The 21,951-nt window shown below is 32.2% G+C and carries 27 protein-coding genes, 1 pseudogene and 1 riboswitch; of the genes and pseudogenes, 1 reads left to right on the top strand and 27 read right to left on the bottom strand.

Going from position 1 to position 21,951, the window contains the following annotated elements; translation table 11 throughout:
- Positions 1-30 precede the first annotated feature (30 nt).
- The 15 genes from Q0K54_RS11230 to Q0K54_RS11160 form a co-directional block, all read right to left on the bottom strand.
- Complete coding sequence (locus Q0K54_RS11230) at positions 31-336, bottom strand: hypothetical protein (protein WP_294581348.1); 306 nt, start codon at positions 334-336, stop codon at positions 31-33.
- Between the two features lie 68 nt (positions 337-404).
- Complete coding sequence (locus tag Q0K54_RS11225; protein WP_294581347.1) at positions 405-650, bottom strand: TIGR03905 family TSCPD domain-containing protein; 246 nt, start codon at positions 648-650, stop codon at positions 405-407.
- A gap of 11 nt (positions 651-661) precedes the next feature.
- Positions 662-1,978, bottom strand: a complete 1,317-nt coding sequence (rlmD, locus tag Q0K54_RS11220; protein ID WP_294581346.1) for a 23S rRNA (uracil(1939)-C(5))-methyltransferase RlmD — start codon at positions 1,976-1,978, stop codon at positions 662-664.
- A 103-nt stretch (positions 1,979-2,081) separates the two neighbouring features.
- Complete coding sequence (locus Q0K54_RS11215) at positions 2,082-3,983, bottom strand: penicillin-binding transpeptidase domain-containing protein (RefSeq protein ID WP_294581345.1); 1,902 nt, start codon at positions 3,981-3,983, stop codon at positions 2,082-2,084.
- A 45-nt stretch (positions 3,984-4,028) separates the two neighbouring features.
- Positions 4,029-6,167, bottom strand: coding sequence for a penicillin-binding protein (locus Q0K54_RS11210; RefSeq protein WP_294581344.1), 2,139 nt, complete (start codon positions 6,165-6,167; stop codon positions 4,029-4,031).
- The gene (locus Q0K54_RS11205) at positions 6,164-6,466 is read right to left on the bottom strand and encodes a hypothetical protein (RefSeq protein WP_294581343.1); all 303 of its coding nucleotides are present in this window, start codon (positions 6,464-6,466) and stop codon (positions 6,164-6,166) included. Before Q0K54_RS11205 ends, Q0K54_RS11210 begins: the two co-directional genes overlap by 4 nt.
- Positions 6,459-7,403 carry a 16S rRNA (cytosine(1402)-N(4))-methyltransferase RsmH gene (gene rsmH, locus Q0K54_RS11200; protein ID WP_294581342.1) on the bottom strand — a complete coding sequence of 315 codons (945 nt, stop codon included), beginning with the start codon at positions 7,401-7,403 and terminating at the stop codon, positions 6,459-6,461. The genes Q0K54_RS11205 and rsmH overlap by 8 nt, the downstream gene beginning before the upstream one ends.
- A 9-nt stretch (positions 7,404-7,412) precedes the next feature.
- On the bottom strand, positions 7,413-7,844 hold the full coding sequence (gene mraZ, locus Q0K54_RS11195; protein WP_294581341.1) for a division/cell wall cluster transcriptional repressor MraZ: 432 nt from the start codon (positions 7,842-7,844) through the stop codon (positions 7,413-7,415).
- 201 nt (positions 7,845-8,045) lie between these two features.
- Positions 8,046-8,213, bottom strand: a complete 168-nt coding sequence (gene rpmF / locus Q0K54_RS11190) for a 50S ribosomal protein L32 (protein WP_294581340.1) — start codon at positions 8,211-8,213, stop codon at positions 8,046-8,048.
- A 13-nt stretch (positions 8,214-8,226) separates the two neighbouring features.
- The gene (locus Q0K54_RS11185; RefSeq protein ID WP_294581339.1) at positions 8,227-8,745 is read right to left on the bottom strand and encodes a DUF177 domain-containing protein; all 519 of its coding nucleotides are present in this window, start codon (positions 8,743-8,745) and stop codon (positions 8,227-8,229) included.
- Between the two features lie 95 nt (positions 8,746-8,840).
- Positions 8,841-9,083 carry a stage VI sporulation protein F gene (locus Q0K54_RS11180; RefSeq protein ID WP_294581338.1) on the bottom strand — a complete coding sequence of 81 codons (243 nt, stop codon included), beginning with the start codon at positions 9,081-9,083 and terminating at the stop codon, positions 8,841-8,843.
- Between the two features lie 40 nt (positions 9,084-9,123).
- Positions 9,124-10,128 carry an NAD(P)H-dependent glycerol-3-phosphate dehydrogenase gene (locus Q0K54_RS11175; protein WP_294581337.1) on the bottom strand — a complete coding sequence of 335 codons (1,005 nt, stop codon included), beginning with the start codon at positions 10,126-10,128 and terminating at the stop codon, positions 9,124-9,126.
- An 11-nt stretch (positions 10,129-10,139) separates the two neighbouring features.
- Entirely contained in the window at positions 10,140-11,444 is a 1,305-nt protein-coding gene (gene der / locus Q0K54_RS11170) for a ribosome biogenesis GTPase Der (protein WP_294581335.1), read from the bottom strand.
- A gap of 1 nt (position 11,445) precedes the next feature.
- Positions 11,446-12,114, bottom strand: coding sequence for a (d)CMP kinase (cmk, locus tag Q0K54_RS11165; RefSeq protein ID WP_294581333.1), 669 nt, complete (start codon positions 12,112-12,114; stop codon positions 11,446-11,448).
- 41 nt (positions 12,115-12,155) lie between these two features.
- Positions 12,156-13,043 (bottom strand): hypothetical protein, encoded by an 888-nt coding sequence (locus tag Q0K54_RS11160; protein WP_294581331.1) that lies wholly within the window; start codon positions 13,041-13,043, stop codon positions 12,156-12,158.
- 111 nt (positions 13,044-13,154) lie between these two features.
- Here Q0K54_RS11160 and Q0K54_RS11155 point away from each other — a divergent pair, with 111 nt between their 5' ends.
- Positions 13,155-13,334, top strand: coding sequence for a ferredoxin (locus Q0K54_RS11155; protein ID WP_294581329.1), 180 nt, complete (start codon positions 13,155-13,157; stop codon positions 13,332-13,334).
- 37 nt (positions 13,335-13,371) lie between these two features.
- On the opposite strand, the gene Q0K54_RS11150 is transcribed toward Q0K54_RS11155, so the two are convergent.
- The 12 genes and pseudogenes from Q0K54_RS11150 to Q0K54_RS11095 form a co-directional block, all read right to left on the bottom strand.
- On the bottom strand, positions 13,372-13,731 hold the full coding sequence (locus Q0K54_RS11150) for a methylglyoxal synthase (RefSeq protein WP_294581327.1): 360 nt from the start codon (positions 13,729-13,731) through the stop codon (positions 13,372-13,374).
- Complete coding sequence (locus Q0K54_RS11145; protein ID WP_294581325.1) at positions 13,731-14,381, bottom strand: Gx transporter family protein; 651 nt, start codon at positions 14,379-14,381, stop codon at positions 13,731-13,733. The genes Q0K54_RS11150 and Q0K54_RS11145 overlap by 1 nt, the downstream gene beginning before the upstream one ends.
- Positions 14,382-14,445: 64 nt before the next feature.
- Positions 14,446-14,559, bottom strand: a riboswitch (FMN riboswitch).
- 55 nt (positions 14,560-14,614) lie between these two features.
- On the bottom strand, positions 14,615-15,232 hold the full coding sequence (locus tag Q0K54_RS11140; RefSeq protein ID WP_294581324.1) for a hypothetical protein: 618 nt from the start codon (positions 15,230-15,232) through the stop codon (positions 14,615-14,617).
- Between the two features lie 74 nt (positions 15,233-15,306).
- The gene (locus tag Q0K54_RS11135; RefSeq protein WP_294581323.1) at positions 15,307-15,801 is read right to left on the bottom strand and encodes a zinc ribbon domain-containing protein; all 495 of its coding nucleotides are present in this window, start codon (positions 15,799-15,801) and stop codon (positions 15,307-15,309) included.
- 86 nt (positions 15,802-15,887) lie between these two features.
- Entirely contained in the window at positions 15,888-17,102 is a 1,215-nt protein-coding gene (locus tag Q0K54_RS11130; RefSeq protein WP_294581321.1) for a S1C family serine protease, read from the bottom strand.
- Between the two features lie 102 nt (positions 17,103-17,204).
- Positions 17,205-18,428 carry a cell wall metabolism sensor histidine kinase WalK gene (locus Q0K54_RS11125; RefSeq protein ID WP_294581319.1) on the bottom strand — a complete coding sequence of 408 codons (1,224 nt, stop codon included), beginning with the start codon at positions 18,426-18,428 and terminating at the stop codon, positions 17,205-17,207.
- Positions 18,421-19,095, bottom strand: a complete 675-nt coding sequence (locus Q0K54_RS11120) for a response regulator transcription factor (RefSeq protein ID WP_294581317.1) — start codon at positions 19,093-19,095, stop codon at positions 18,421-18,423. The genes Q0K54_RS11125 and Q0K54_RS11120 overlap by 8 nt, the downstream gene beginning before the upstream one ends.
- Positions 19,088-20,044, bottom strand: a complete 957-nt coding sequence (locus tag Q0K54_RS11115; protein WP_294581315.1) for a PhoH family protein — start codon at positions 20,042-20,044, stop codon at positions 19,088-19,090. The genes Q0K54_RS11120 and Q0K54_RS11115 overlap by 8 nt, the downstream gene beginning before the upstream one ends.
- Positions 20,045-20,965 (bottom strand): sporulation protein YqfD, encoded by a 921-nt coding sequence (locus Q0K54_RS11110; RefSeq protein ID WP_294581312.1) that lies wholly within the window; start codon positions 20,963-20,965, stop codon positions 20,045-20,047.
- Positions 20,962-21,153: a YabP/YqfC family sporulation protein gene (locus Q0K54_RS11105; RefSeq protein ID WP_294581310.1), complete on the bottom strand. Its 192-nt coding sequence runs from the start codon at positions 21,151-21,153 to the stop codon at positions 20,962-20,964. The genes Q0K54_RS11110 and Q0K54_RS11105 overlap by 4 nt, the downstream gene beginning before the upstream one ends.
- A 94-nt stretch (positions 21,154-21,247) precedes the next feature.
- Entirely contained in the window at positions 21,248-21,433 is a 186-nt protein-coding gene (gene rpsU, locus Q0K54_RS11100; protein ID WP_087302092.1) for a 30S ribosomal protein S21, read from the bottom strand.
- A 129-nt stretch (positions 21,434-21,562) separates the two neighbouring features.
- A pseudogene (locus Q0K54_RS11095) lies at positions 21,563-21,951 on the bottom strand (3-deoxy-7-phosphoheptulonate synthase); the annotation flags it as partial.

Below are 21,951 nucleotides of genomic sequence, written 5' to 3'. Positions count from 1 at the left end.
ATACCACTAAATAATGTATTTAAAAAGCCATTACAAAACCGCTCGAAATGAAAATAAAATTATCATTATTGATACATATAAAGATAAACATAAATAAATGGTATCAAAAATAGCCCAAGCTGGATAGTTTAATAAATAGATGCGATAAGCATACAAAATCAACACATAATAATGGTATTGTACTTGTAAGACACAAAATTTCCTTTGCCAGCCAATGATGACGATTGATAATAAAGCGGCTATGAAATGAAAAGGAATGATCCACATATAACAAAGTACCTGCATTAAATAGATAACACCGCACATCAGCTGCAATTTCTTGATTTTAACTAACATCCTATCACCTAAGATATTATATGTTGATTTTCTTGGAAAAATGAAAAGAAGTGGAAAAGAGCTTTCCACTATCCTAGATTTTCTTTTAACGCTTTAGCTAATTGGGCCGGACAGCTAGTTGGTTTATTACCACAACGAATATTTTCTAATCTGGCAATAACTTCTTTAGCATCCATTCCCCGACAAAGGGCCGCCACACCTTGAGTGTTTCCAGAACACCCACCAACGAATTTAACATTATTGATGATTCCATCTTCAACATCAATTAAAATTTGACGTGAACAGACACCATGAGGCTGATATTTGATTTCCATAATAAATCCTCCTATTTACTTTTTCTTATTAATTTTACGATCGTTGTCATATAAGTATTATGACAAGAACTATCTAAACCAGCAATTTGATCAATAACATAGTTTTTATCTAATTTAGCCAAATCTTTAGCTAGTGATGAATGCGATTGACTTATATAAATCACATTTTTAAATTTAGCAATCTTAATTGTATCAATCAATCTATCACTTAACTTTAACCGATCTCCATGGATGATCAATGTGTCATAAGTCTTCTTTTTAGCATAGCTAACAACTTTATCATCTACATGACCACAGACAAATTTAACATTACTACGGTCTAAATATTTAGCATTCAATTTAGCATCTTCAATGTGATAATTTTTTGCATCAATTGCTACTACATCTTCTTGATCTAAATTAAGTTCCAAGAATCCGACACCACAGTTAAGAGAAATAATTTTTTGACTATTTTCCACCATTTTAGTAACAACTCGATTTTCCTGCCAGATCATTCCCTGATTTTCAGGTAATTTGCTTTTAATTCCAATTAAATACTTCTTTTGATCATGGATCATTTCTAAACGAGTAGAGCCATATAACTTGGTATAACCAGATTCATCAAAATTTTGATATCTTGAAGTATTGACTGACATAAAGATTCCGGCAATTTCATCAATTTGACTAATTTGATTGACGATGTTTTCTTTAAGTCCATCACGACCAGTAATAAAGACCACTTGAATCTTGCCATCAATTAGCTTCATCTTCAAAAATCTTAATCCGGTCTTAGCTTTATCATCATAACTTTTACATTTATTTTGATTTAAAATCTTTTCAATTTTAACTAAACACTGATTAATCATTCGATGATGTTTAATACATCTAGTCATCAACGTTAAATACTTACTTTCACGCTGATAAATTCCAAAAGTCAACTGTTCATTAAAAGTTACTACTGGTAAATTAACACTAGTAACATACCCTTCCGTTTCTTTAGCACCAGAAACCCCCAAAAACATTTTTTTAGAAACATTATATTCAGTATATTTCTTTAATGATTCTAAAATAGCATCTTTTTTAACTTGCAATTGACTTTGATAATTCATATGCATTAAATTACATCCCTGGCAATTTTCATACATATGACATGGTGCTTTGATTCGATTAGGTGATGGTTGTAATACTTTTAGTAATTTACCTTCACTATAACCTTTGTTTTTTTTGTTGATATCGACTACAACTTCTTCACCAGGTATTGCCCCGGGAACAAAAACGATTTTACGATCTAAATAACCAATTCCTTCGCCATTAATTCCAACTTTTTTAATTGTAATTGTTTTTTTCATCCTACAAATCTCCTTTTTATCTAAAAGCTATGACTTTCATTAAATAAATCGTTTATTACTCTAACATTATTCATTGTAAAATTCAAGCAAATTTTAATTCTAACTATCCTAGCATCAAAACAATCGTTGAACCCTCGGGAACTACTTCCCCCACTCGAGGTAATTGATCAATTACCTGATCACCTTCACCAATAAATTCAAATTGCAACCCACTGCTAGAAACTTCAGATTTTTTCATTCCTACATAATTTTCAACCTTTATTATTTTAGTATCTAAATAATTATAAGTTTTTTCCCGTTGACTAGTAACCTTTTCAATCCCCATACTTGGTAAAATATCTACTAACATCTTGCGAGCAATTGGCGCAACGGTCGTACCACCATATTGAACACAGTTTTTAGGATTATCCATCGCAACATACAAGACAATCTGCGGATCATCAATTGGAGCAATCCCAATAAATGATAAAATATAACCTCCATCAATATAACTACCGTTAACTGCTTTTTGTGCCGTTCCCGTTTTTCCACCAATTCGATAACCATCGATATAAGCATTGCGACCCCCACCATCGGTCACTACTGTTTCTAAAGCATCACAGACTTTTTTGGATGTTTCTTCGCTGATTACCTGACGAATTGCCTGTGGTTCTTGACTGTAAATAATATCATTAGAGTAATTATTAATAATTTTATCAACGATATAGGGTTGATATAATGTTCCTCCATTAACACAAGCACAGACAGCACGTACTAACTGAATCGGTGTAATGGAAATTCCTTGACCAAAAGCAACGGTCGCCTGTTCCAATTCATTAAAATTATCATAACTAAACATGATTCCTTTAGATTCGCCTGGTAGATCGATTCCAGTTGTCTGCGTCAAACCAAAATCTTGAATATAATTATATAATTTATCTTTACCTAAACGACGTCCGATTTCAACAAAACCGGGATTGGATGAATTTTGTAGTACTTCGCGAAAAGTCTGCAGGCCATGTCCACCTTTTTTCCATGACTTGATTCGTGCTCCCGATACAATTTCATATCCTTGGTCATAATAAGTATCTTTATCCATATCGAATAAGTTTTCATTTAAAGCAGAAGAAAAAGTAATGATTTTAAAAGTAGAACCTGGCTCATAAGTTTTCCAGATCGGAATATTTTGATTATAGACATCAGGATCAGCATTTTGGTAATCATTAGGATCAAAATCCGGTTTACAGGCCATTGCTAGAATTTTACCAGTATTTGGATCCATCGCTAATGCCCAAATCCCATCGGGATTATAAGTATCATAAGCATTATCTAACTCTCTTTCAACAATATCCTGAATAGTACCATCTATTGTCAACTGTAGATTAAAACCACTAGTTGGGGCATTATAAACACTAGGATATAATGAAATTGGATTACTTTTAGCATCCATAAAATAGTTAATACTGCCATTACTGCCATCAAGATAGCTATCATATTTTAACTCCAATCCTAATAAACCTTGATTATCAATTCCGACAAACCCTAATGTTTGAGCTAGATAACTGCCTCCTGGATAGTAACGCTTGCTATCCTTGATTAAATATACTCCTGGTAATTTTAAACGATCAATTCGAGCTGCTACCTCATCATCTAATTGTCTACCTTCAGGAGAGATTCGCTGAATCGAAACATTTTTACTTAATTTTTCCTGCAGTGTTTTAACATCAACATTTAAAATATCAGCCAGCTTATTAGCTGTAGCCACAACGTCTTTAATTTGACTAGGTACAACAACTAACGATGCAGTTGTCAAATTCGTTGCTAAAACATCGCCATTACTATCAACAATCAAACCACGGTTAGCTTCTACTGGAAAACTGCGCTGCCATAAATCAACCGCTCGATTATAAATATTAACACGATCGATTATTTGAATATAACCAATTTTTAAAATAATTGCCACAACAATTAAGGCCGTGACTAATTTAACATATTTAATTTTTCTTTTAGTTAATTCATAAATCATTTAACCACCTAGTTAAATATATGAAAAAAGTAAGATCCTTAGACCTTACTGAATTGCAACCGTCATTGTATCACCGGCATGGAGAATGGTTCCTTCAGGAACACTTTGACTGGCAACTTGTCCCGATTCACCTTCAATTGTAATATTAATTCCTGATAATGAAGCGTAAGTTGAAACATCTTTACGTGACCATCCAGTAAAATTAGGAATAGTAATATCCGCTGATTCTGTTTTCAAAAATACACGATCATTTTTAGTTACCTGAGTAGTAGCTTCAGGATACTGTTCTAAAACTGTCGAACCATTACCGATAATTTGAACATTGATTGATTTTGATTCTAATTTTGATTTAACAAAATTAGCACTTTGATTAGTAAATGAATCTAATGTATAGTCTTCACTTGTCGTTGTTGTTGCTGGAGCATTATATGAAGATACAATTGATAATGCCGTTGGCATTATATTTTTAATAACATTAGCCTGATGAGTTGTCGTATCATTATCAGGTCCCTGAAAAACAATATTAACAATAATTTGTGGATCTTCATATGGTGCCATTCCCATAAAAGACTTGGTATAGTTAGTTGTTGAATAAGCACCATCTTCAACTAATTGACCAGTACCAGTTTTTCCAATAACTTGAACTCCATTATCTAAAGCAAACTTCTTACCAGTACCGGTAGCATCAGTTACCACACCTTTTAATAAATCACGAATTTCCTGAACTGTTTCCGTTGAGAAAATTTGTTTTGAATACTGTGTTTTAGCTGAATAAGTAACCTCATTATTATTTTTATCAACAATTCGATCGATTAAATATGGTTCAACTGTTTTACCATCATTAGCAAAAGCACTGTATGCTTTTAATAACTGTAATGATGTAACCGTCGATCCTTGACCAAAACCAGTTGTCAAATAAGCAGCACGACTATCATCACTTTTATATAGAGCTACCCCAGCTACAGCATCAAAACCATCAACTTCACTTTCCTGGAATAAACCTAAATCTTCATAGACCTGTTCTACATCTTCACGATTTGTATAACCTCTTTCCAGTAAGTTACAAATAGCAACGTTACTAGAACGATAAAAGCCTTCGTTAAATGTAATCGTACCCCAGCCAGCACCATTATTATGATCGCGAATCGGACGACTAGCTCCATAGTCATATGAACCTGATTCATAAGTTGCTTCACCACTATATAGACCACTTTCGATTGAACTGGCATAAACAAAAGTTTTAAAGACAGAACCACATTCATAAGCCGTATCAAATAAGAAATTTTTATAATCAGAAATATTTCGTTCATTTGGATTAAAAGATGGATAAGTTGACGTTGCCAGAATTCGCCCCGTCTTGGCTTCCATGATTGTACAGCTAGCTTTATTAGCCCCAGCTGCCGCTGCTTCTGTAGCTAATTGATAATCTAATTCACGTTGTAATGAACTGTTGATCGTCAAATAAATATCCTGTCCATCAACTGCATCTTTTTCCTCTAAAATACCATTAGGCAAAATATAACCTTTAGAATCTTTTTGATAAACCTTATAGCCATCTTCTCCAGCTAAAGTATCATCATAAATAGCTTCTAATCCCATTTCACCCACTAGTTTTTTTACGCTGTTTTCTTCTGAAGATTTTGCGTAACCAATAATATAACTACAAAAATCACCAAAAGGATAGTTACGAGAATTACTATCTTCAAACTCTAATCCTGGTAAATCCGTATCTTCAATTTGTTTTTTAACACTGGCACTTAAATTGCTGCCATAGGTACCAAATTCGACCTGATATACTCCGGCATCAGCTTTTTCTTGCATTTGGGCTGCCATAGTAGTTGGATCCATCCCAATAATGGGTCCAATAGTATTGGCTGTAGTTTCAATATCTTGGACATAAGCGGCTTTATCACTAAAATTAATTCGATCACTAGACAAAACCGCAATCAATTTATATTTTTTTACATTAGTGGCTACCACTTCATTATCACTAGTAAAGATTTCGCCACGCTGAGCATATTCGACCGTTTCTGCCTTGCCTCTTGATTTAGCAAAAGCGGCAATATCTTCTCCACTAATTAAATGTTTACCAGTAATTCCTAAATAAACAATATTAGCAACTAGTGAAAAAATAACTAAAGCAAAGACTACATAAGCAATCTTTGCACTTTTAAACTGTTTCATTGTTCTGGCTCAACTGTAGTAGAGGCAGCTACAGCATCATTACTATATGTATATCCTTTTGAAGTGGCAACGGCGTTCAACCGCGAAAAAGATGCCAACTCCTGCTTTTGCATTTCTAAACTATCAATATCATTTTTTGCTGTTTGGATTTCTTCTTCTAGAACCTGAATATCACGGTTAAATTTCGATTCCATTGATTTAACCCCAATAATTCCAAAGACAAAAATTACCATGGTAATCACTAAAAATCTTTGGGCAAAAGCTTCAAATTTTGTTCTTCTTTTTTTCTTTTTATGCATCATTTTCGACCACCCTTTCTATTATTCGAAGTTTAGCTGAATGCGCTCGATGATTTTGCGCTAATTCACTTTTGCTAGCTGTAATTGGTTTTTTATTGATTAATTTGAATTTTGGTTTTAAATAATCAGGAATAACCGGTAATCCATTCGGTACATCTTTTAATTTAGCAACATCATTAAAAGTATATTTACAAATTTTATCTTCTAAACTATGAAAAGTAATAACTGCTATTCGCCCATGTAAATCGATTAAATCCAAAGCATCCTTTAAAGCTTTATCAAAGACATTTAACTCATCATTTACTGCTATTCTTAACGCTTGAAATGTTTTTTTAGCTGGATGTCCTTTCTTTTTTAAAGCTGCTGCCGGTAATGCTTCTTTAATAACATCTACTAATTCAAAAGTAGTAACAATCGGCTTAATCTTGCGTTTTTGTTCAATTTTACGAGCAATTTGCTTAGCATATTTTTCATCAGCATACTTATATAAAATTTCCACTAATTTTTCATATGGCCACTCATTGACGATCTTATAACCATCAAGGGGATTGGATTTATCCATTCGCATATCTAAACGAGCATCATGATTATAACTAAATCCTCTTTGGCCATCATCAAATTGAGGTGATGAAACCCCTAAATCAAAAATGATCCCATCTACCTTAGTAATTCCAACATTATTTAATTCAGCTTTTAAATTGACAAAATTAGAGTAAAAAATAGTAAAGTTATTACTAATAACCTCTAATCTTTTTCTAGCTGCTTCAATTGCAATTTGATCCTGATCAAAACAATAAAGATGACCGGTAGTTAATTGTTTCAAGATGGCAGCACTATGACCACCGCCACCTAAAGTACAATCAACATAAATTCCATCTTCTTTAATATTTAATCCAGCAACTGCTTCTTCTAATAATACACTCGTATGTTCAAACATATTTATCACCTATAAATCAAAGTCATCTAATGATTCACTTAACTCATCAAAACTATCAATTCTGCTTTCATAGTATTTGTTCCAGCGAGCTAAATCCCAAATTTCTATATGATCACCGGCACCGATAATCATACATTCTTTTTTCAAGCCACCAACATCTCGTAAAAAAGATGAAATATTAACTCTTCCTAATTTATCAAATACTAAATCATCAGCTAGTGTCGTTACTAACCGAACAAAGTCCCGGACTTTTTGTTTAGTTGTCGGTAATTTTTCGATTTTACTGTAGTATTTATCCCACCCTTCAGTGGTATAAACTGCCAAACAACCGTCCAGACCTTTAGTGATAACTACCTTCTCGCCACATTGTTCACGTAGTTTTGAAGGAATAATAAGACGCCCTTTGGCGTCAATATTATGCTTAAATTGCCCCTTAAACATCAGTTATCACCCACTTCTTAACACCCATTAACACAAATTAACACTTCTTACCACCTATTATATACTCTATTTCCCCGTTTGTATAGCATTTTCTTGATTTTTGTTATTGCCAAAAATCATGTCAAAATAAAGTATTGGCAAAAAAAGACAAAAAAAGACACTATCAATTAATAGTGTCTCATCCGTTTTATTTTCTTAATCTTATAAAACTTTTTGTCCTTTATAAGTACCACAGTGTTTACAAACACGATGTGCTAACTTATATTCACCACATTCTGGACATACAACTACAGCTGGTGCTGAAAGTTTATCATGTGTTCTTCTTTTGTTTCTTTTTGTACTTGATACTCTTCTAAATGGTACTGCCATTAGTATAACCCTCCTATTTATCTTTGAAATAATCTTTTAATTTAGCTAACCTAGGATCAATATAATCTTCTTCATTTTGATCGCTAGTAGTGTTATCTAATATTCGCCAACCTTTTCCTTCAGATTTAATATTGGCATTGTCTTTTACAACGCGCATTGGTACTTCTAACATAATGTTTTCAAAGACCACTGGTGTAAGATCGACAATATCTTTTTTAACCTCGTGAACATCCTCTAGAGGATCAGGTTTATCAAAAGCAAACACCTCAGTTGAATTAATTTCAAAAGGATATTCGACATCTTCCAATGTTAAAGCACATGGCAAGATCATCGTTCCTTTGATATTAAGATCTACATAAAGGCGTTTATCATTTGAATCAAGATTTCCGGTTCCTGTAACAACAATGTCCTTCAAGTCATTAATTTGAGCATACTGGTCAAACACCTCTGAAGGAAAAGTAATTCCTTCCTCAAAATCAAATTTTCCGTGATGCTTAACAATCCATTGTAAATTGTACTTCAAAATAATCACCTTTCCATAACCGCAATGACAATTATATATAAAATAACACCATAAGTCAACACAAAAAATGTTTGTTTTTTCTTTGTTTTTATCGCTATATTTTATTAAACCATTCGATTGATATCTCGAGGGACTTTATTATTTTTAATCATTGTCACCAGTTTATCGACTTTATTAGAACTAATCGGCTTATTTGTCACCTTGGCAACGCTGATAATAAAATCTCGGATATCTTTTTCATTATTTAGATCTTTAGTTTGTAAGTCATTGGCTAATTTTAATATTTCACTTTTATTAACGTTGGTCTTTTTAACCACTTTATCTAAAAAAACATCTTCATCATTCATTTATATCACCAATATATAATATGATATAAATCAAATAAAGTTACCCTTCAATTTTAAGCTCACGTTTCATTAATTGTTGGATCTCACGTTTAGGTTCATGATTTTTATATAAAACATTGTAAATAGCATTAATTATCGGTAATTCAATATCAGGATATTTTTTAGCATCTTCATAAATTACCCGACAAGTTCTAATTCCTTCACAAGTTTTAGTGTTGTTTTTCATAAATGATCTGGCATCATTTGATTTTCCAATTGCTACTCCCGCCTGGAAATTACGCGAATGAACTGATGAACAGGTAACGATTAAATCACCCACTCCCGTTAATCCCATGTAAGTTTCTAAACGACCACCTTTTTTGGTTCCATAACGGACCATCTCTGCTAAACCTCGAGTAATTAAGGCAGCTTTAGTATTATCACCATAACCTAAACCGCTTAACACACCGGCCGCTACTGCGATGACGTTTTTTATTGCCACCCCATATTCAGCACCTACTTCATCGTTTAATCGATAAACCCGAAAATAATCATTAGAAAATAACATCTGCACATCACGAGCCATTTCATCATCAAGTGAAACAGCACAGACAGTAGTTAACATTCTAATTACAACTTCTTCAGCATGACTAGGACCGATTAAAGAAACTACCGGATTAATTAAACTTTCATCTAAAACCGAGCGAATCGTATCTGACATACGCATATTGGTTCCTAGATCAAACCCTTTAGCAGCATTAATTACCGTAATTTTTTTAGTAATATATGGCTTAACTTTTTCTAGTGTTTCCTTAACAAACTGAGTAGGAATCGTAATCAACAAATAATCAATATCCTGCATCGCTTCTTGTAGATTATTTGTCGCCTGTATCTCTGTTTCTAGATAGACATCTTTAAAAAATTCCTGATTTTGATGATTGATATTAATATCATCAATTTGATGTTGATCAATTCCATACATGATAATTTCATTTTGATTATCAACTAGAACCCGACTCAATGCCGTTGCCCAGCTACCAGTCCCCAAAACGGCTATTTTACTCATCTTTATCCCTCCTAATCACGTTTTCGACAAATAATATGTATTGGAGTTCCTTCAAACCCAAAAGATTCTCGTAAACGATTTTCTAAATAACGTTTATAACTAAAATGTAAATACTGAGGATCGTTGACAAACAAAACAAAAGTTGGAGGACAAATACTAACCTGGTTGGCATAGAAAATTTTTAACCGTCCGCCATTAAATGTCGTTGTCGGATTTATTGCCTGAGCATCTACTAAAACGTCATTTAAGACACTAGTTTGCACACGTTTATGAGAATTTTCATAAGCTTCTTGAATCAGTGGGAATAACTGATTAACTCGCTGATGAGTTTTAGCTGAAGTAAAGATAATTCTTGCATAATCCAAATATTTAAATTGTGTCCGCAATTCTTTTTCAATTTTAGCCATTGTTTTATCATCTTTTTCAACTAGATCCCATTTATTAACAACAAGAATAACCCCTTTACCGGCTTCATGAGCATAACCGGCAACATGCTTATCTTGTTCAATCACACCGCTATCACCATCAACTACCGCTAAGATAACATCACTTTTTTCAATTGCGCTCATGGCCCGTAAAATTGAATATTTTTCAACATTTTCATAAACTTTTCCTTTTTTACGCATTCCAGCTGTGTCAACTACTCGATATTTTTGGCCATCTTTTTCAAAAACAGTATCAATAGCATCTCTAGTAGTTCCGGCAATATCAGAAACGATAACTCGTTCTTCTCCTAAAATAGCATTAGTAAGTGATGATTTTCCAACATTAGGACGTCCAATAATTGAAAAACGAATTTCATCTTCATCGAATTCATCTTCCGTCAGATCCAGCTGTTTGATTATTTCATCTAATAAATCACCAATTCCAATTCCATGGCTACCTGAAACCGCTATTGGATCACCTACTCCTAAACTGTAAAACTCATAAATATTATTTCGATAGACTTCATCATCAATTTTATTAACTGCCAACAGTACTGGCTTTTTTGACTTTTGAAGAATTCTAGCTACATATTCATCTTCACGGGTTACTCCTTCTTGACCATTGACAACAAAAACAATCAAATCCGCTTCTTCAATAGCAATTTCTGCCTGCATCTTGATTTGTTTAGTAAAAGATGCATCTTCTAATTCAATCCCACCTGTATCAATAATTCGAAATTCTTTTGTCAGCCAAGTAGCTGTAGCATAGATACGATCTCGCGTAACTCCGGCAATATCTTCAACAATGGAAACTCTTTCTCCGACGATTCGATTAAAAATAGTTGACTTTCCAACGTTGGCCCGACCAACAATTGCAACAATTCCCGCCATATTATACCTCCTTTTGTTTTTGAACAATTAATTGCATGATAGCATCACTAACCTGCTGTAAAGTCATGTTTGATGTATCTATTTCAATAGCATCGTCAGCTTTTTTCAACGGTGAAATTTTCCGATGCATATCTTGATAATCACGCTGTTCAATTTCTTGTTTAATTTTTTCTAGATCTGATGGCAAACCACGTTTTATATTTTCTAGATACCGTCTCTTTGCCCTTGTTTCACTGCTGGCAACTTGATAGATTTTTAAATCGGCATCAGGTAATACTACTGTTCCAATATCCCGACCATCTAAAATCACACCGCCTTGACCAGCCATTTGTCTTTGTAAATAGACTAGATATTTCCTAACTGCCTGATAGGTCGATACTACACTTGCTGCCATTGACACACGGTCTTCACGAATCTTATCAGTAACATTTTCTTGGTTTAAAAACACCTGGTTCCCACTTGTCAATTCAATTTTTATTTGATCAAGAACAGCCGTTACTTTAGATTCATCACGTAAATCAATATTATTTTCTAAGCAATAATATCCAACACTGCGATACATAGCTCCAGTATCGATATAAACATAATCCAGTTTTTTAGCAATCATCTTAGCAATCGTACTTTTCCCAGCCGCACTTGGTCCATCAATTGCAATTGATATTTTTTTCATAAAATCCTCCATTCTTTAAAAAAACTAAGGTTGTCCTTAGTTTAGAAAAATAATTGATATCCAATCATAGCACATAATCCCACAAAGACAATTACTAAAAAAATGATAATGTAATTTAAAATTGTGGCTACTCGGTCACTTTTACTTTTAGTTTCTTTATCATCTATTTCTTCTATTTCATCATTTTTTTGATCGAAGTTATTTTCTTCAACCTTTATATTTTTATCATTAGCTTCTTTTCTTTGACTTAAGGCTTTAGCAACTTCACGTTGATCTTTTTCTTTAATTTGGCGCAACATATCTTCTAGTGATTTAGTTTGTTCAATTGAAGTTTTGCTTGCTTCGTTTAATGACTCTTCATCCAACTCATCATCTTCAAAGCTTTCAATAAAACTTTCCTCACCAATTGCCATCTTAGCTTTTTTTACATCTTCTTCTGGTGACATACTAGCTAAGCGTTCTAATAATGTCATTTTCTTTTTATCAGAAGTGTCTTTTTCTTCGGTTTTTAATTCTGTTTCATCATTGACAAAAAAACCTTTAGAAAACTCAGAAGTACTGACATTATCAAATTTATTTAATCGAATAACTTGTTTTTCAGGTTCTCTTATTTTATTTAAAATATCCATTCTTGTATTATAATGAGTTGCTTTACCAACACTAGACTTGGCTGAACGTAAAGCCCGATTTAATTCTTCACTGCTTTCTTGACGCATTTGAGCAAATGTTTTAGCCTCTGTCAGTGTATCTTCAATATCCGGTTCATTTCTTTCACTGCGGAATGCCCGATTTACTGATAACAAAAAATCATCATCTTCAACCGATTCACTTTCATCAATATTATCGGTTTGATTTTCACGATTTATTCCAACTTCGTCTTTAATTCCTTCTCTTAATTCGCGATATTTGTCTATCCGTGAATTACTCACTTAGAATCACCCTTTCGTCGTACATTATAACATACTTTTTCAGTAATTTATTTATAAATATTGGAAAATAAACTTTTTTGAGTTATAATAGTTTAAGAAGGAGGAATTACAATGGCTAAAATTACAGTAAACGATTCTTGCATTGGATGTGGTGCTTGTACTGGAATCGCTCCAGATGTATTTGAAATCAACGATGAAGGATTAGCAAGTGTTATCAACGATAGCGATGTAGATGCTGCAAAAGAAGCTGCTGAAAGCTGTCCTGTAGAAGCTATTTCTGTTGAAGAATAATGATATCAAAAAAGCCAGTTTGCTGGCTTTTTTATTTTTATAGCATTTTTAACAGTGCTAGAGCGGTAGCTTTATTGGAAGCCAATGGAATATAGTGAACATCACATAAGCGCATCAATGCACTGATATCCGGTTCATGAGGTTGCGCTGTTAACGGATCTCTAAAAAAGAATACCAAATCCATTTGACCAGTAGCAACCATGCTTCCTATTTGCTGGTCCCCACCATAAGGTCCCGAAAGAAAACGATGTACTTGAAGATTGGTATTTTCCATAATTTTTTTACCGGTCGTTCCCGTTCCATATAAATTATGTTTAGCAAACAATGCTTCATTATCTTTTACAAAATCAATCATTTCATCTTTCTTTTGATCATGAGCTATTAAGGCAATATTCATTATTTAAACTCCTCCTTAAACCTTGATTCAATCGGTCTTACTATATAATAAACAATAGCAGAAATAACTCCTTTAATAAAGTTAAATGGAAAATAAATAATAAAAATTGCTTGTCCATATGGTGATAAGAAATTCAAAATACCTGGAACTGAAATATTAGTTCCATATTGTTGATTAAAAGCTGCAATATCAACTGTAAATGGCAACTGCGTAAACCAGGTTGGTCGCTGCATTAAATAAGTTGGTGTTACAAATAAATAATTTAAAATAAACATGATCATGGCAAAAACAAACATCGTAATAAACATATTAACAATATAAGTTACCAGAGCATTTTTCAATTTTAAATATCGTGATAAAAAATAATAGACACAACAAATTGAAAGCGATGCAATTAAAGCGGTAATTTGCCCAATGGCAATTGGCCCTACCGGACCTTTAAATAAGATTGAAATAAAGAATTTACAAACACATACAAATAAAGCTGTCTTAAATCCTAACATCGAAATTGCTACTAATACCACAACTTCAGATAAATCCAAATTCAGCCATGGGGCAAATGGATAAGGAATTTCAATCAATCCCAAAATCATCCCCAAAGCAGCTAATACCGCTGCCAAAACTAGTTTTCTTGTCTTAGTACTTTCCATAATAATTTCTCCTTAAAAACAAAAATATCATGAAAATACTAATCTCCATGACAAAAAGGCATATAAATGTCGTTCTTTCATCCAGACTATACTGTCGGTATAGGAATCACACCTATTCAGCTTGCGCTCGCGGACTATCACCGCCGGTCGGGAATTACACCCTGCCCTGAAGACGTTCTTTTCTTAAACACTATAGCATAGATAGCTATTTAAAACAAATTATATGCTTATTTTTATATTCCTAACATTCGTGATAAAAAAATACTCTCAAGTTCATCATGATTTACCTTGATCAAATCATAAATATAATCTAACTGCTGCCAAGATAAACAATATTTATCAGCCATTTTGATAATAAAAGTTTTTTTAGGATCATCAACTATTTTTTTATCCATAAAAAGCATTTCTAAATCAAAATAAATTTGATTCATCCAGATATCAGATAATACAGATTTTAGCTGTTCTAATCGTTCTGGATCAATTTTTTGATATTCCAGTGGTTTGGTAGTTTGGCTGATGATATGTTCAAAAACATAGAGAATACAATCATTGGGACTCTTTAGATCAGCTAATAATTCAACGACATTTTGATAGATTTTTTGTTGCTCAAACAAAATATTTAAAACATAAGTAACAAAAACACCCTGATCATCTTCTTGATCATATATAATCTTTTTATTTTCTTTAACCAGTTTTTCCATTGACTTAATAAACTCACATACATATTTTTGAGACTCTGGTAAAATACTTAATTCACCATCTTTTATCATTAAATCTAAATTTGTTTCTAATTGATGATCTTCAAGCTGTCTGACTAATTTAGCTACTAGTTGTTTTATTTGCCAATTCATGATTTTTCCCCTTTTTATTAATTCTAATAGTTTAACCACAATTAAGTCAATAACAAAAAAAGCCAACAAAACTGTCAGCTTACTCGTTTATTATAAAGATAAATTAATAATGTGCTAATAAACAAACCAGCAATTGCCACTATCATCAAATATGCTCCCATCGATAAATGAGCAATACTACCAATAATACTTTTTACACCATTTAATTCTACCAGCATAAAGACAACTGTTACAATGGCAACGCATAGAGCTAAAAGATCTTTTTTAAAATAGACAAGCCCACTAATTAGCAAAGCTAAAATAATAAAGATAATAAAATCACTGCCCGCATTTGCTATACTAATACCATAATATCCAACGGAAACAAATGGTAAAAAACAAGCCATAATTAAAACAATAGATGAAATAAAAGTAACTAATGTTATTAAACTAAATGATCTACCGGCAATTTTTATTTCCTTTAAATTTAGTTTAGAAATTATGTCTCGGTCATTAACGATTAAATTACCACATTCAGGACAAAAGAGTGCTCCTGGTTCTAACTCCTTACCACATTTTGGACAATACATACAATCCTCCCTCAAAAATAGTTTATTTATATTATAAAATAACTTCCAATAAAAAACAATAAGAGCCCTCATGGGCTCTTTAATAATTACTGTTCAGCTAAAGTAACATCAACTGTAATTTCATTACCATCACGATTAACAACAACAGATACTGTATCACCTGGTTGTTTAGAATATAATTCTGTTAAGAAACTACGATAAGTAGTAATATCAGTACCATCAAATTTAACAATAACATCACCTTGTTGGATACCAGCATCACTAGCAGGACCACCACTTGTTACATTAGTAACATAAATACCATCAGTTAAGTTAGTATTAATTCGATAAAAACGTAATTGATATGTTGAATAATCTGATAATGAAACTGCAGAAATACCAATGAATGGTCTAGTTACTTTTCCATCGCTAATAATTTGATTTACATTAGTAATTACATCATTGATTGGTAAAGCAAATCCCATACCTTCAACTGATTCATCAGAAAATTTCATTGAAGTAATACCTACTAATTCACCAGCAGCATTGATTAAAGCACCACCGCTGTTACCTGGGTTAATAGCCGCATCTGTTTGAATAACACTCATGTCCCAATCATCAGTACCATCGTTATTAGTATCCACAGATACTGTACGATCAGTACCACTAACGATACCTTGAGTAACTGTACCAGCATATTCAATTCCTAACGGACTACCAATTGCTAAAACTGTTTCCCCAGCTTCTAGTAAACTAGAATCGCCGCAATCAATTGCTGTCATATCAAAATCGGCTGTTAATTGTAATACTGCAATATCACTATATGTATCACCACCAACAATTGTAGCATCTACTGATTCTCCATTGGCAAAAACGACTTGAACTTCGCTAGCTCCACTAACTACGTGTTCATTAGTAATAATATAAGCATTGTTTCCATTTACCTGATAAACAACACCACTACCGCTACCACTAGCTTGACCATTTTGATAAACAACAACTCCAACAACACTGTCAGCTACTTTTTGAATAACTTCTGTTAAATCACTTTTAACATCATAATTAACTGTTTCAACTTTATTTGATGAATTTGATGAAGAACTACTGCCATTATTATCCATAACAACAGTAAATAAGAATATATTCATCGCTAATGAAGCAACAACTAAAACAGTTATAACAATTTTAAATAAGCCATTCATGTTACTATTTTTTAAATTAAAACGATGTTTATGTTTGTTATTTTGGACATTTTTTGGTGGATCTTGATATTCCCCTTCCCTTTCATTATTAATTTCATTAAATGGATCTCTTTCTTCCATATTTACCACTCCTTTTTTCTACACGATTATAATATAAAATTATTTTGTTCAAATTGTTTTTATATTGTGTGAAACATTGTGATATCTGTAAAATAATAATGTCTATCTTAAAATAGGTAAAGTCACTGTAAACGTAGTACCAATTCCAGGAGTACTATCAACATCGATCATTCCATTATTTAACTCTACCATTTTTTTGACGATACTGAGTCCTAAACCTGTTCCGGTTTTATTTGAACGAGAACGTTCAACTTGATAAAAGCGATCAAAAATGAAAGGAATATTTTCTTTGGCAATACCTATACCTTCATCTTGAACAATAATCACAAAATTCTTTTCATCATTCGTACATTTTATTGAAATAACTCCAGAATCAGAATACTTTATTGCATTAGAAACTAAATTATTTAAAATAGTCTTTATCGTAGCTGGATCCAACATCAATTCTTTGGCAACTTTTTTTGTTTGATAAACTAACGATAAATGTTTATCTTTAGCTAATGGTTCAAATAATTCAACTGTCTCTTTTACTAAATTACTAACATTAATTACCATAGGATTCAAAGTAGCTTCTGGTCGTTCTAATCTTGATAATTCAATAATATCATCAAGAATGTTTTTCATTCGATAGCTTTCTTTCAATAGTATACCCATAAATTCATTAAATGTATCTTTATTTTGAACGCCTTCTTTTTGCAAGATTTCAACACTGCCAATAATAGCGCTCATTGGCGTTTTCAACTCATGAGATATATCTGATAAAAACTGTTTTTGCATCCGTTCAACTTCTTTAACTTGAGAAACGTCAGTAAATAAAATGATTGTTCCTTCAAAAGCCGCTTCATCTTTAAAAATTGGTGTCGCCTCGACATGATAATAACTTTTACCAATTGCCACCGCTGCTGTAAATTTACGTTCAAAAATATAACTTTGATCAACGATATTTAACAATTGTCCCGAAAAAATATCTTTATAATATTTACCCCTTAAATGTTTGATATTGAAAGCACTACGAAAACGTTGATTGGTAAACATGATTTTTCCTTCTTTATTAACAAAAATCATTGGCAAATTCATAGTTTTAATCAAAGAATTTAATATTTTATAATTAAAATCTTTTTCACCTTCAACCTCATGAATTTCATTTTCTTTTTCACGACGATAAAACTTAATCTGCTTTTTAAAATCATTTTCAATATTATAAATAATGACCAGCATTACGATCATAAAAAACGTAATAAAAATATAACTATGATCAGGACGAACTAATGATAATATTAGAACAATCAAAAAAACACCAAACACTTTTAAATAGTTTTTAAGCATCTTTTTTCACCAGTTTATATCCTACCCCTCTAACCGATTTAAAGCAGGCCTGACTTTCTTTTAACTTGGTTTTCAGTTTAAAAACATGTATATCAACTAATCTAGTATCACCATCATAATTAAAATTCCAAATATTCATCAATAATTCCTGACGTGATAAAACCTCTTCCTTATTATCAATAAACATCTGCAACAAATCATATTCTACTTTAGTTAAATTAATTAAACTATCACCAACATAAACTTCATGTTTCGCTAAATCCATCTTAATATCTAAATATTGGATGATTTCTTTAAAGTGCTTATGATAACGTCGCAAATGGGCTTCAATTCTGGCAATCAAGATATTAGCCTGAAATGGTTTCATTAAATAATCATCCGCCCCAGATTCCAGACCTTTAATAATATCATCTTGATCACTGCGAGCCGTTAAAATAATCATTGGCTTAATATAACCACGATCACGACACTCTTTGATAATTTCAACCCCATCCTTATAAGGAAGCATCCAGTCAACTAACACTAAATCATATTCATTATTCAAAATTTGCTCACAGGCATCTTTACCATCATACAAACTATCAACTTCATAACCTTTATTATTTAATTCATGACATAAAATCTTATTGATGGAAACATCATCTTCAATGATTAATAGCTTATTCATCTTTACCTTCATACCTTTCAATAATTCTTTGAACTACTGGATGTCTAACAACATCTAATGCCGTTAGATTTACAAAAGCGATTCCTTTTACTCCCTTTAAAATCCGTAAAGCTTTAATTAAACCAGATTCAACCCCTCGTGGTAAATCTATCTGGGTTACATCACCAGTAATGATCATTTTTGAATTAAACCCTAAACGAGTTAAAAACATTTTCATCTGATTATCAGTCGTATTTTGGGCTTCATCTAAGATAACATAAGCATCTTCTAACGTTCTTCCACGCATATATGCTAGCGGGGCAATTTCAATAACGCCTTTTTCAATCAAACGTTCCGTCTGTTCAACACCTAACATATCATGTAAAGCATCATATAGTGGTCTTAAATATGGATCGACCTTTTCTTTTAGATCACCTGGAAGAAAACCAAGATTTTCACCGGCTTCGACAGCAGGTCTTGTTAAAACAATCTTCTTTACTTGATTATTTTTTAAAGCATCAACTGCAAAAACTACTGCCAAATATGTTTTACCGGTTCCAGCAGGACCAATTCCAAAAACAACATCATGCTTTTTTAAAGCAAAATAATAGTCTTTTTGTCCCATTGTTTTAGGATAAATCATCTTACCACTAGCAGTCTTTGTGATTTTAATATTATACAACTCATTAATATGACCTAAATTATCCTGATCAACTAATTTTAAAGCGTAAACAACATCACGACGACTGATAGTTATTCTTTTTTCAACTAATTCAATTAAAGCCTGTAAAACTTTTTTAGCTTTTATGAAATTTTCCTCATTATCCCCGCTAAGTATTAATTCATCACCTCGCAAAGAAATACTAACTCCTAAAGTGTCTTCAATCAGCTTTAAATTTTCGTCATGATTGCCACTGATATTATTGAGCTGTTCAATGCTCAATTGTTCTAGTTTTATTTGTTCACTCATCTAAATCTCCTCTTTAGTTGCAATATTTTCAATTAATATATATTGTACTTTTAGTACTCGCTTGTTGTCAATTATATCATAAGAAATTACTTTTTCTCTATCTATTTTATCAATTGCTCCTAGTTTACCGCGAATCGAATATAATAAATAACTAAACGCCGCTCCCTCATCCATCTTCTTTGCATCAATTGCAGCTTCATAAGTTTCATACGTATAAGCCATGACCTTTCCCTCAGTTGCAATGATCTTGCTTTGACCATCGGTAGCAGTAATGGTATTAGAAACCAACAAATCGCCTTTTTTTACATACTGATTTACAGCAACCATGATATTACCACTACTAACATTGATTTTTTGAATCACCCCGTCTTTACTAGCATAAATATTTTGAAAATTCTTTTTTTCTTCTTTAGCCGAGACACTGTTGGTGTATTCAACAAACAAAACACCGCCTTCCTGGTAAATGTTCAAATAATCAACTTTACCATTAAACCCCGCTTTTAAATCATCATAAAGATCATTTAATTCCTGATATGATTTCTTTAAATCACCAATTCCAATCTTATTTTCATGTAAAACACTTTCAACCATTTCATTAGTCTGCAAATTATTACCAGTAATTTCAATTTTAAATATGAACTGATTACAGATAATTAAGGTAATAGCAAAAGCAGCAGCACCAACAAGATTCATTTTTTTAAATAATAAAATAATGATGTAGTAAATAACTCCAATACTTTTAATTAATGTTAATGAATACTTTTTTACTTTTAAACGCTGATAAATCGGGATATAAAATCGATATGTATCTTTAGCAACTCTTGTTAATTGAAAGATAACAATTCGATCTTGTTTAAAACTATTTAGTAATAAAACAATGTCATCACAAATTACCTCATATAAGTCATAGCCAAACTTCATGAAAATTTTAAACTCCTTATTTTACCAATAATAACTATCTCTTCATGACAAAAATAGCGAATTTCCAATTCTTGTCCTGTGATTTGTAATAATTGTTGTGGTAATTTGATTTCGACAAGATTGTTTTGTAATAATAAAATACCCTGATAGTTTTTAATACTAATATAATTATTATCGATATAGATCATGCTATCACCTAAATAATTATATGATTATTTTTAAAGTAAATGTCAAAAATATTAAAAGGTAAACAAAAAAGGGCTTAAATCAAGCCCCCAATTTTTATCTTCTTCCTTTTTTGTTGTTTTTTCTTGCTGCTTCAGATTTTAATTTTCTTTTTAAACCTGGTTTGACATAAAACTCTCTTTTTCGAGCCTCCGCAAGGGTTCCTGTTCTAGAAACTTGTCTTTTAAAACGACGTAAAGCATCATCTAAAGATTCATTTTCTCTTACTACAGTTTTTGCCATCGAACTATTCCCCCCTTTAACTCTAAACTACGTACCTATTATATATAGATTTTTTAATAATTGCAAGAAAAATATCAGTATTTTAGCCAACTTTAACAAATTTTATTCATTACTGGCAAATTATCCCCATTATAGCTTTTTACCAACAACTGGTGCAATTTGAGAAATTTGTTGTAATAATCGGTCATATTTCTCTGGTCTTAATGATTGTGGCCCATCACATAAAGCTTTTTCTGGATCATTATGAACTTCTACCATCAATCCATCTGCTCCTGCGGCTATGGCTGCCTTGGCCATTGGTTCAACTAACCACCATTTTCCTCCAGCATGACTTGGATCCACTACTATTGGTAAATGTGTCAATTTCTTGATTACTGGGATTGCCTGTAAATCTAATGTGTTTCTAGTATAGCTTTCAAATGTTCTAATTCCTCGTTCACATAAAATGACATTTGGGTTACCACTAGCCATGATATATTCAGCTGACATGATCCATTCTTCGAATGTAGCACTCAATC

Origin of the sequence: uncultured Thomasclavelia sp. (assembly GCF_944324745.1) — a bacterium.
In the GTDB taxonomy this organism is placed as follows: domain Bacteria; phylum Bacillota_I; class Bacilli_A; order Erysipelotrichales; family Coprobacillaceae; genus Thomasclavelia.
This window is presented reverse-complemented; position numbering and strand designations above follow the sequence as displayed.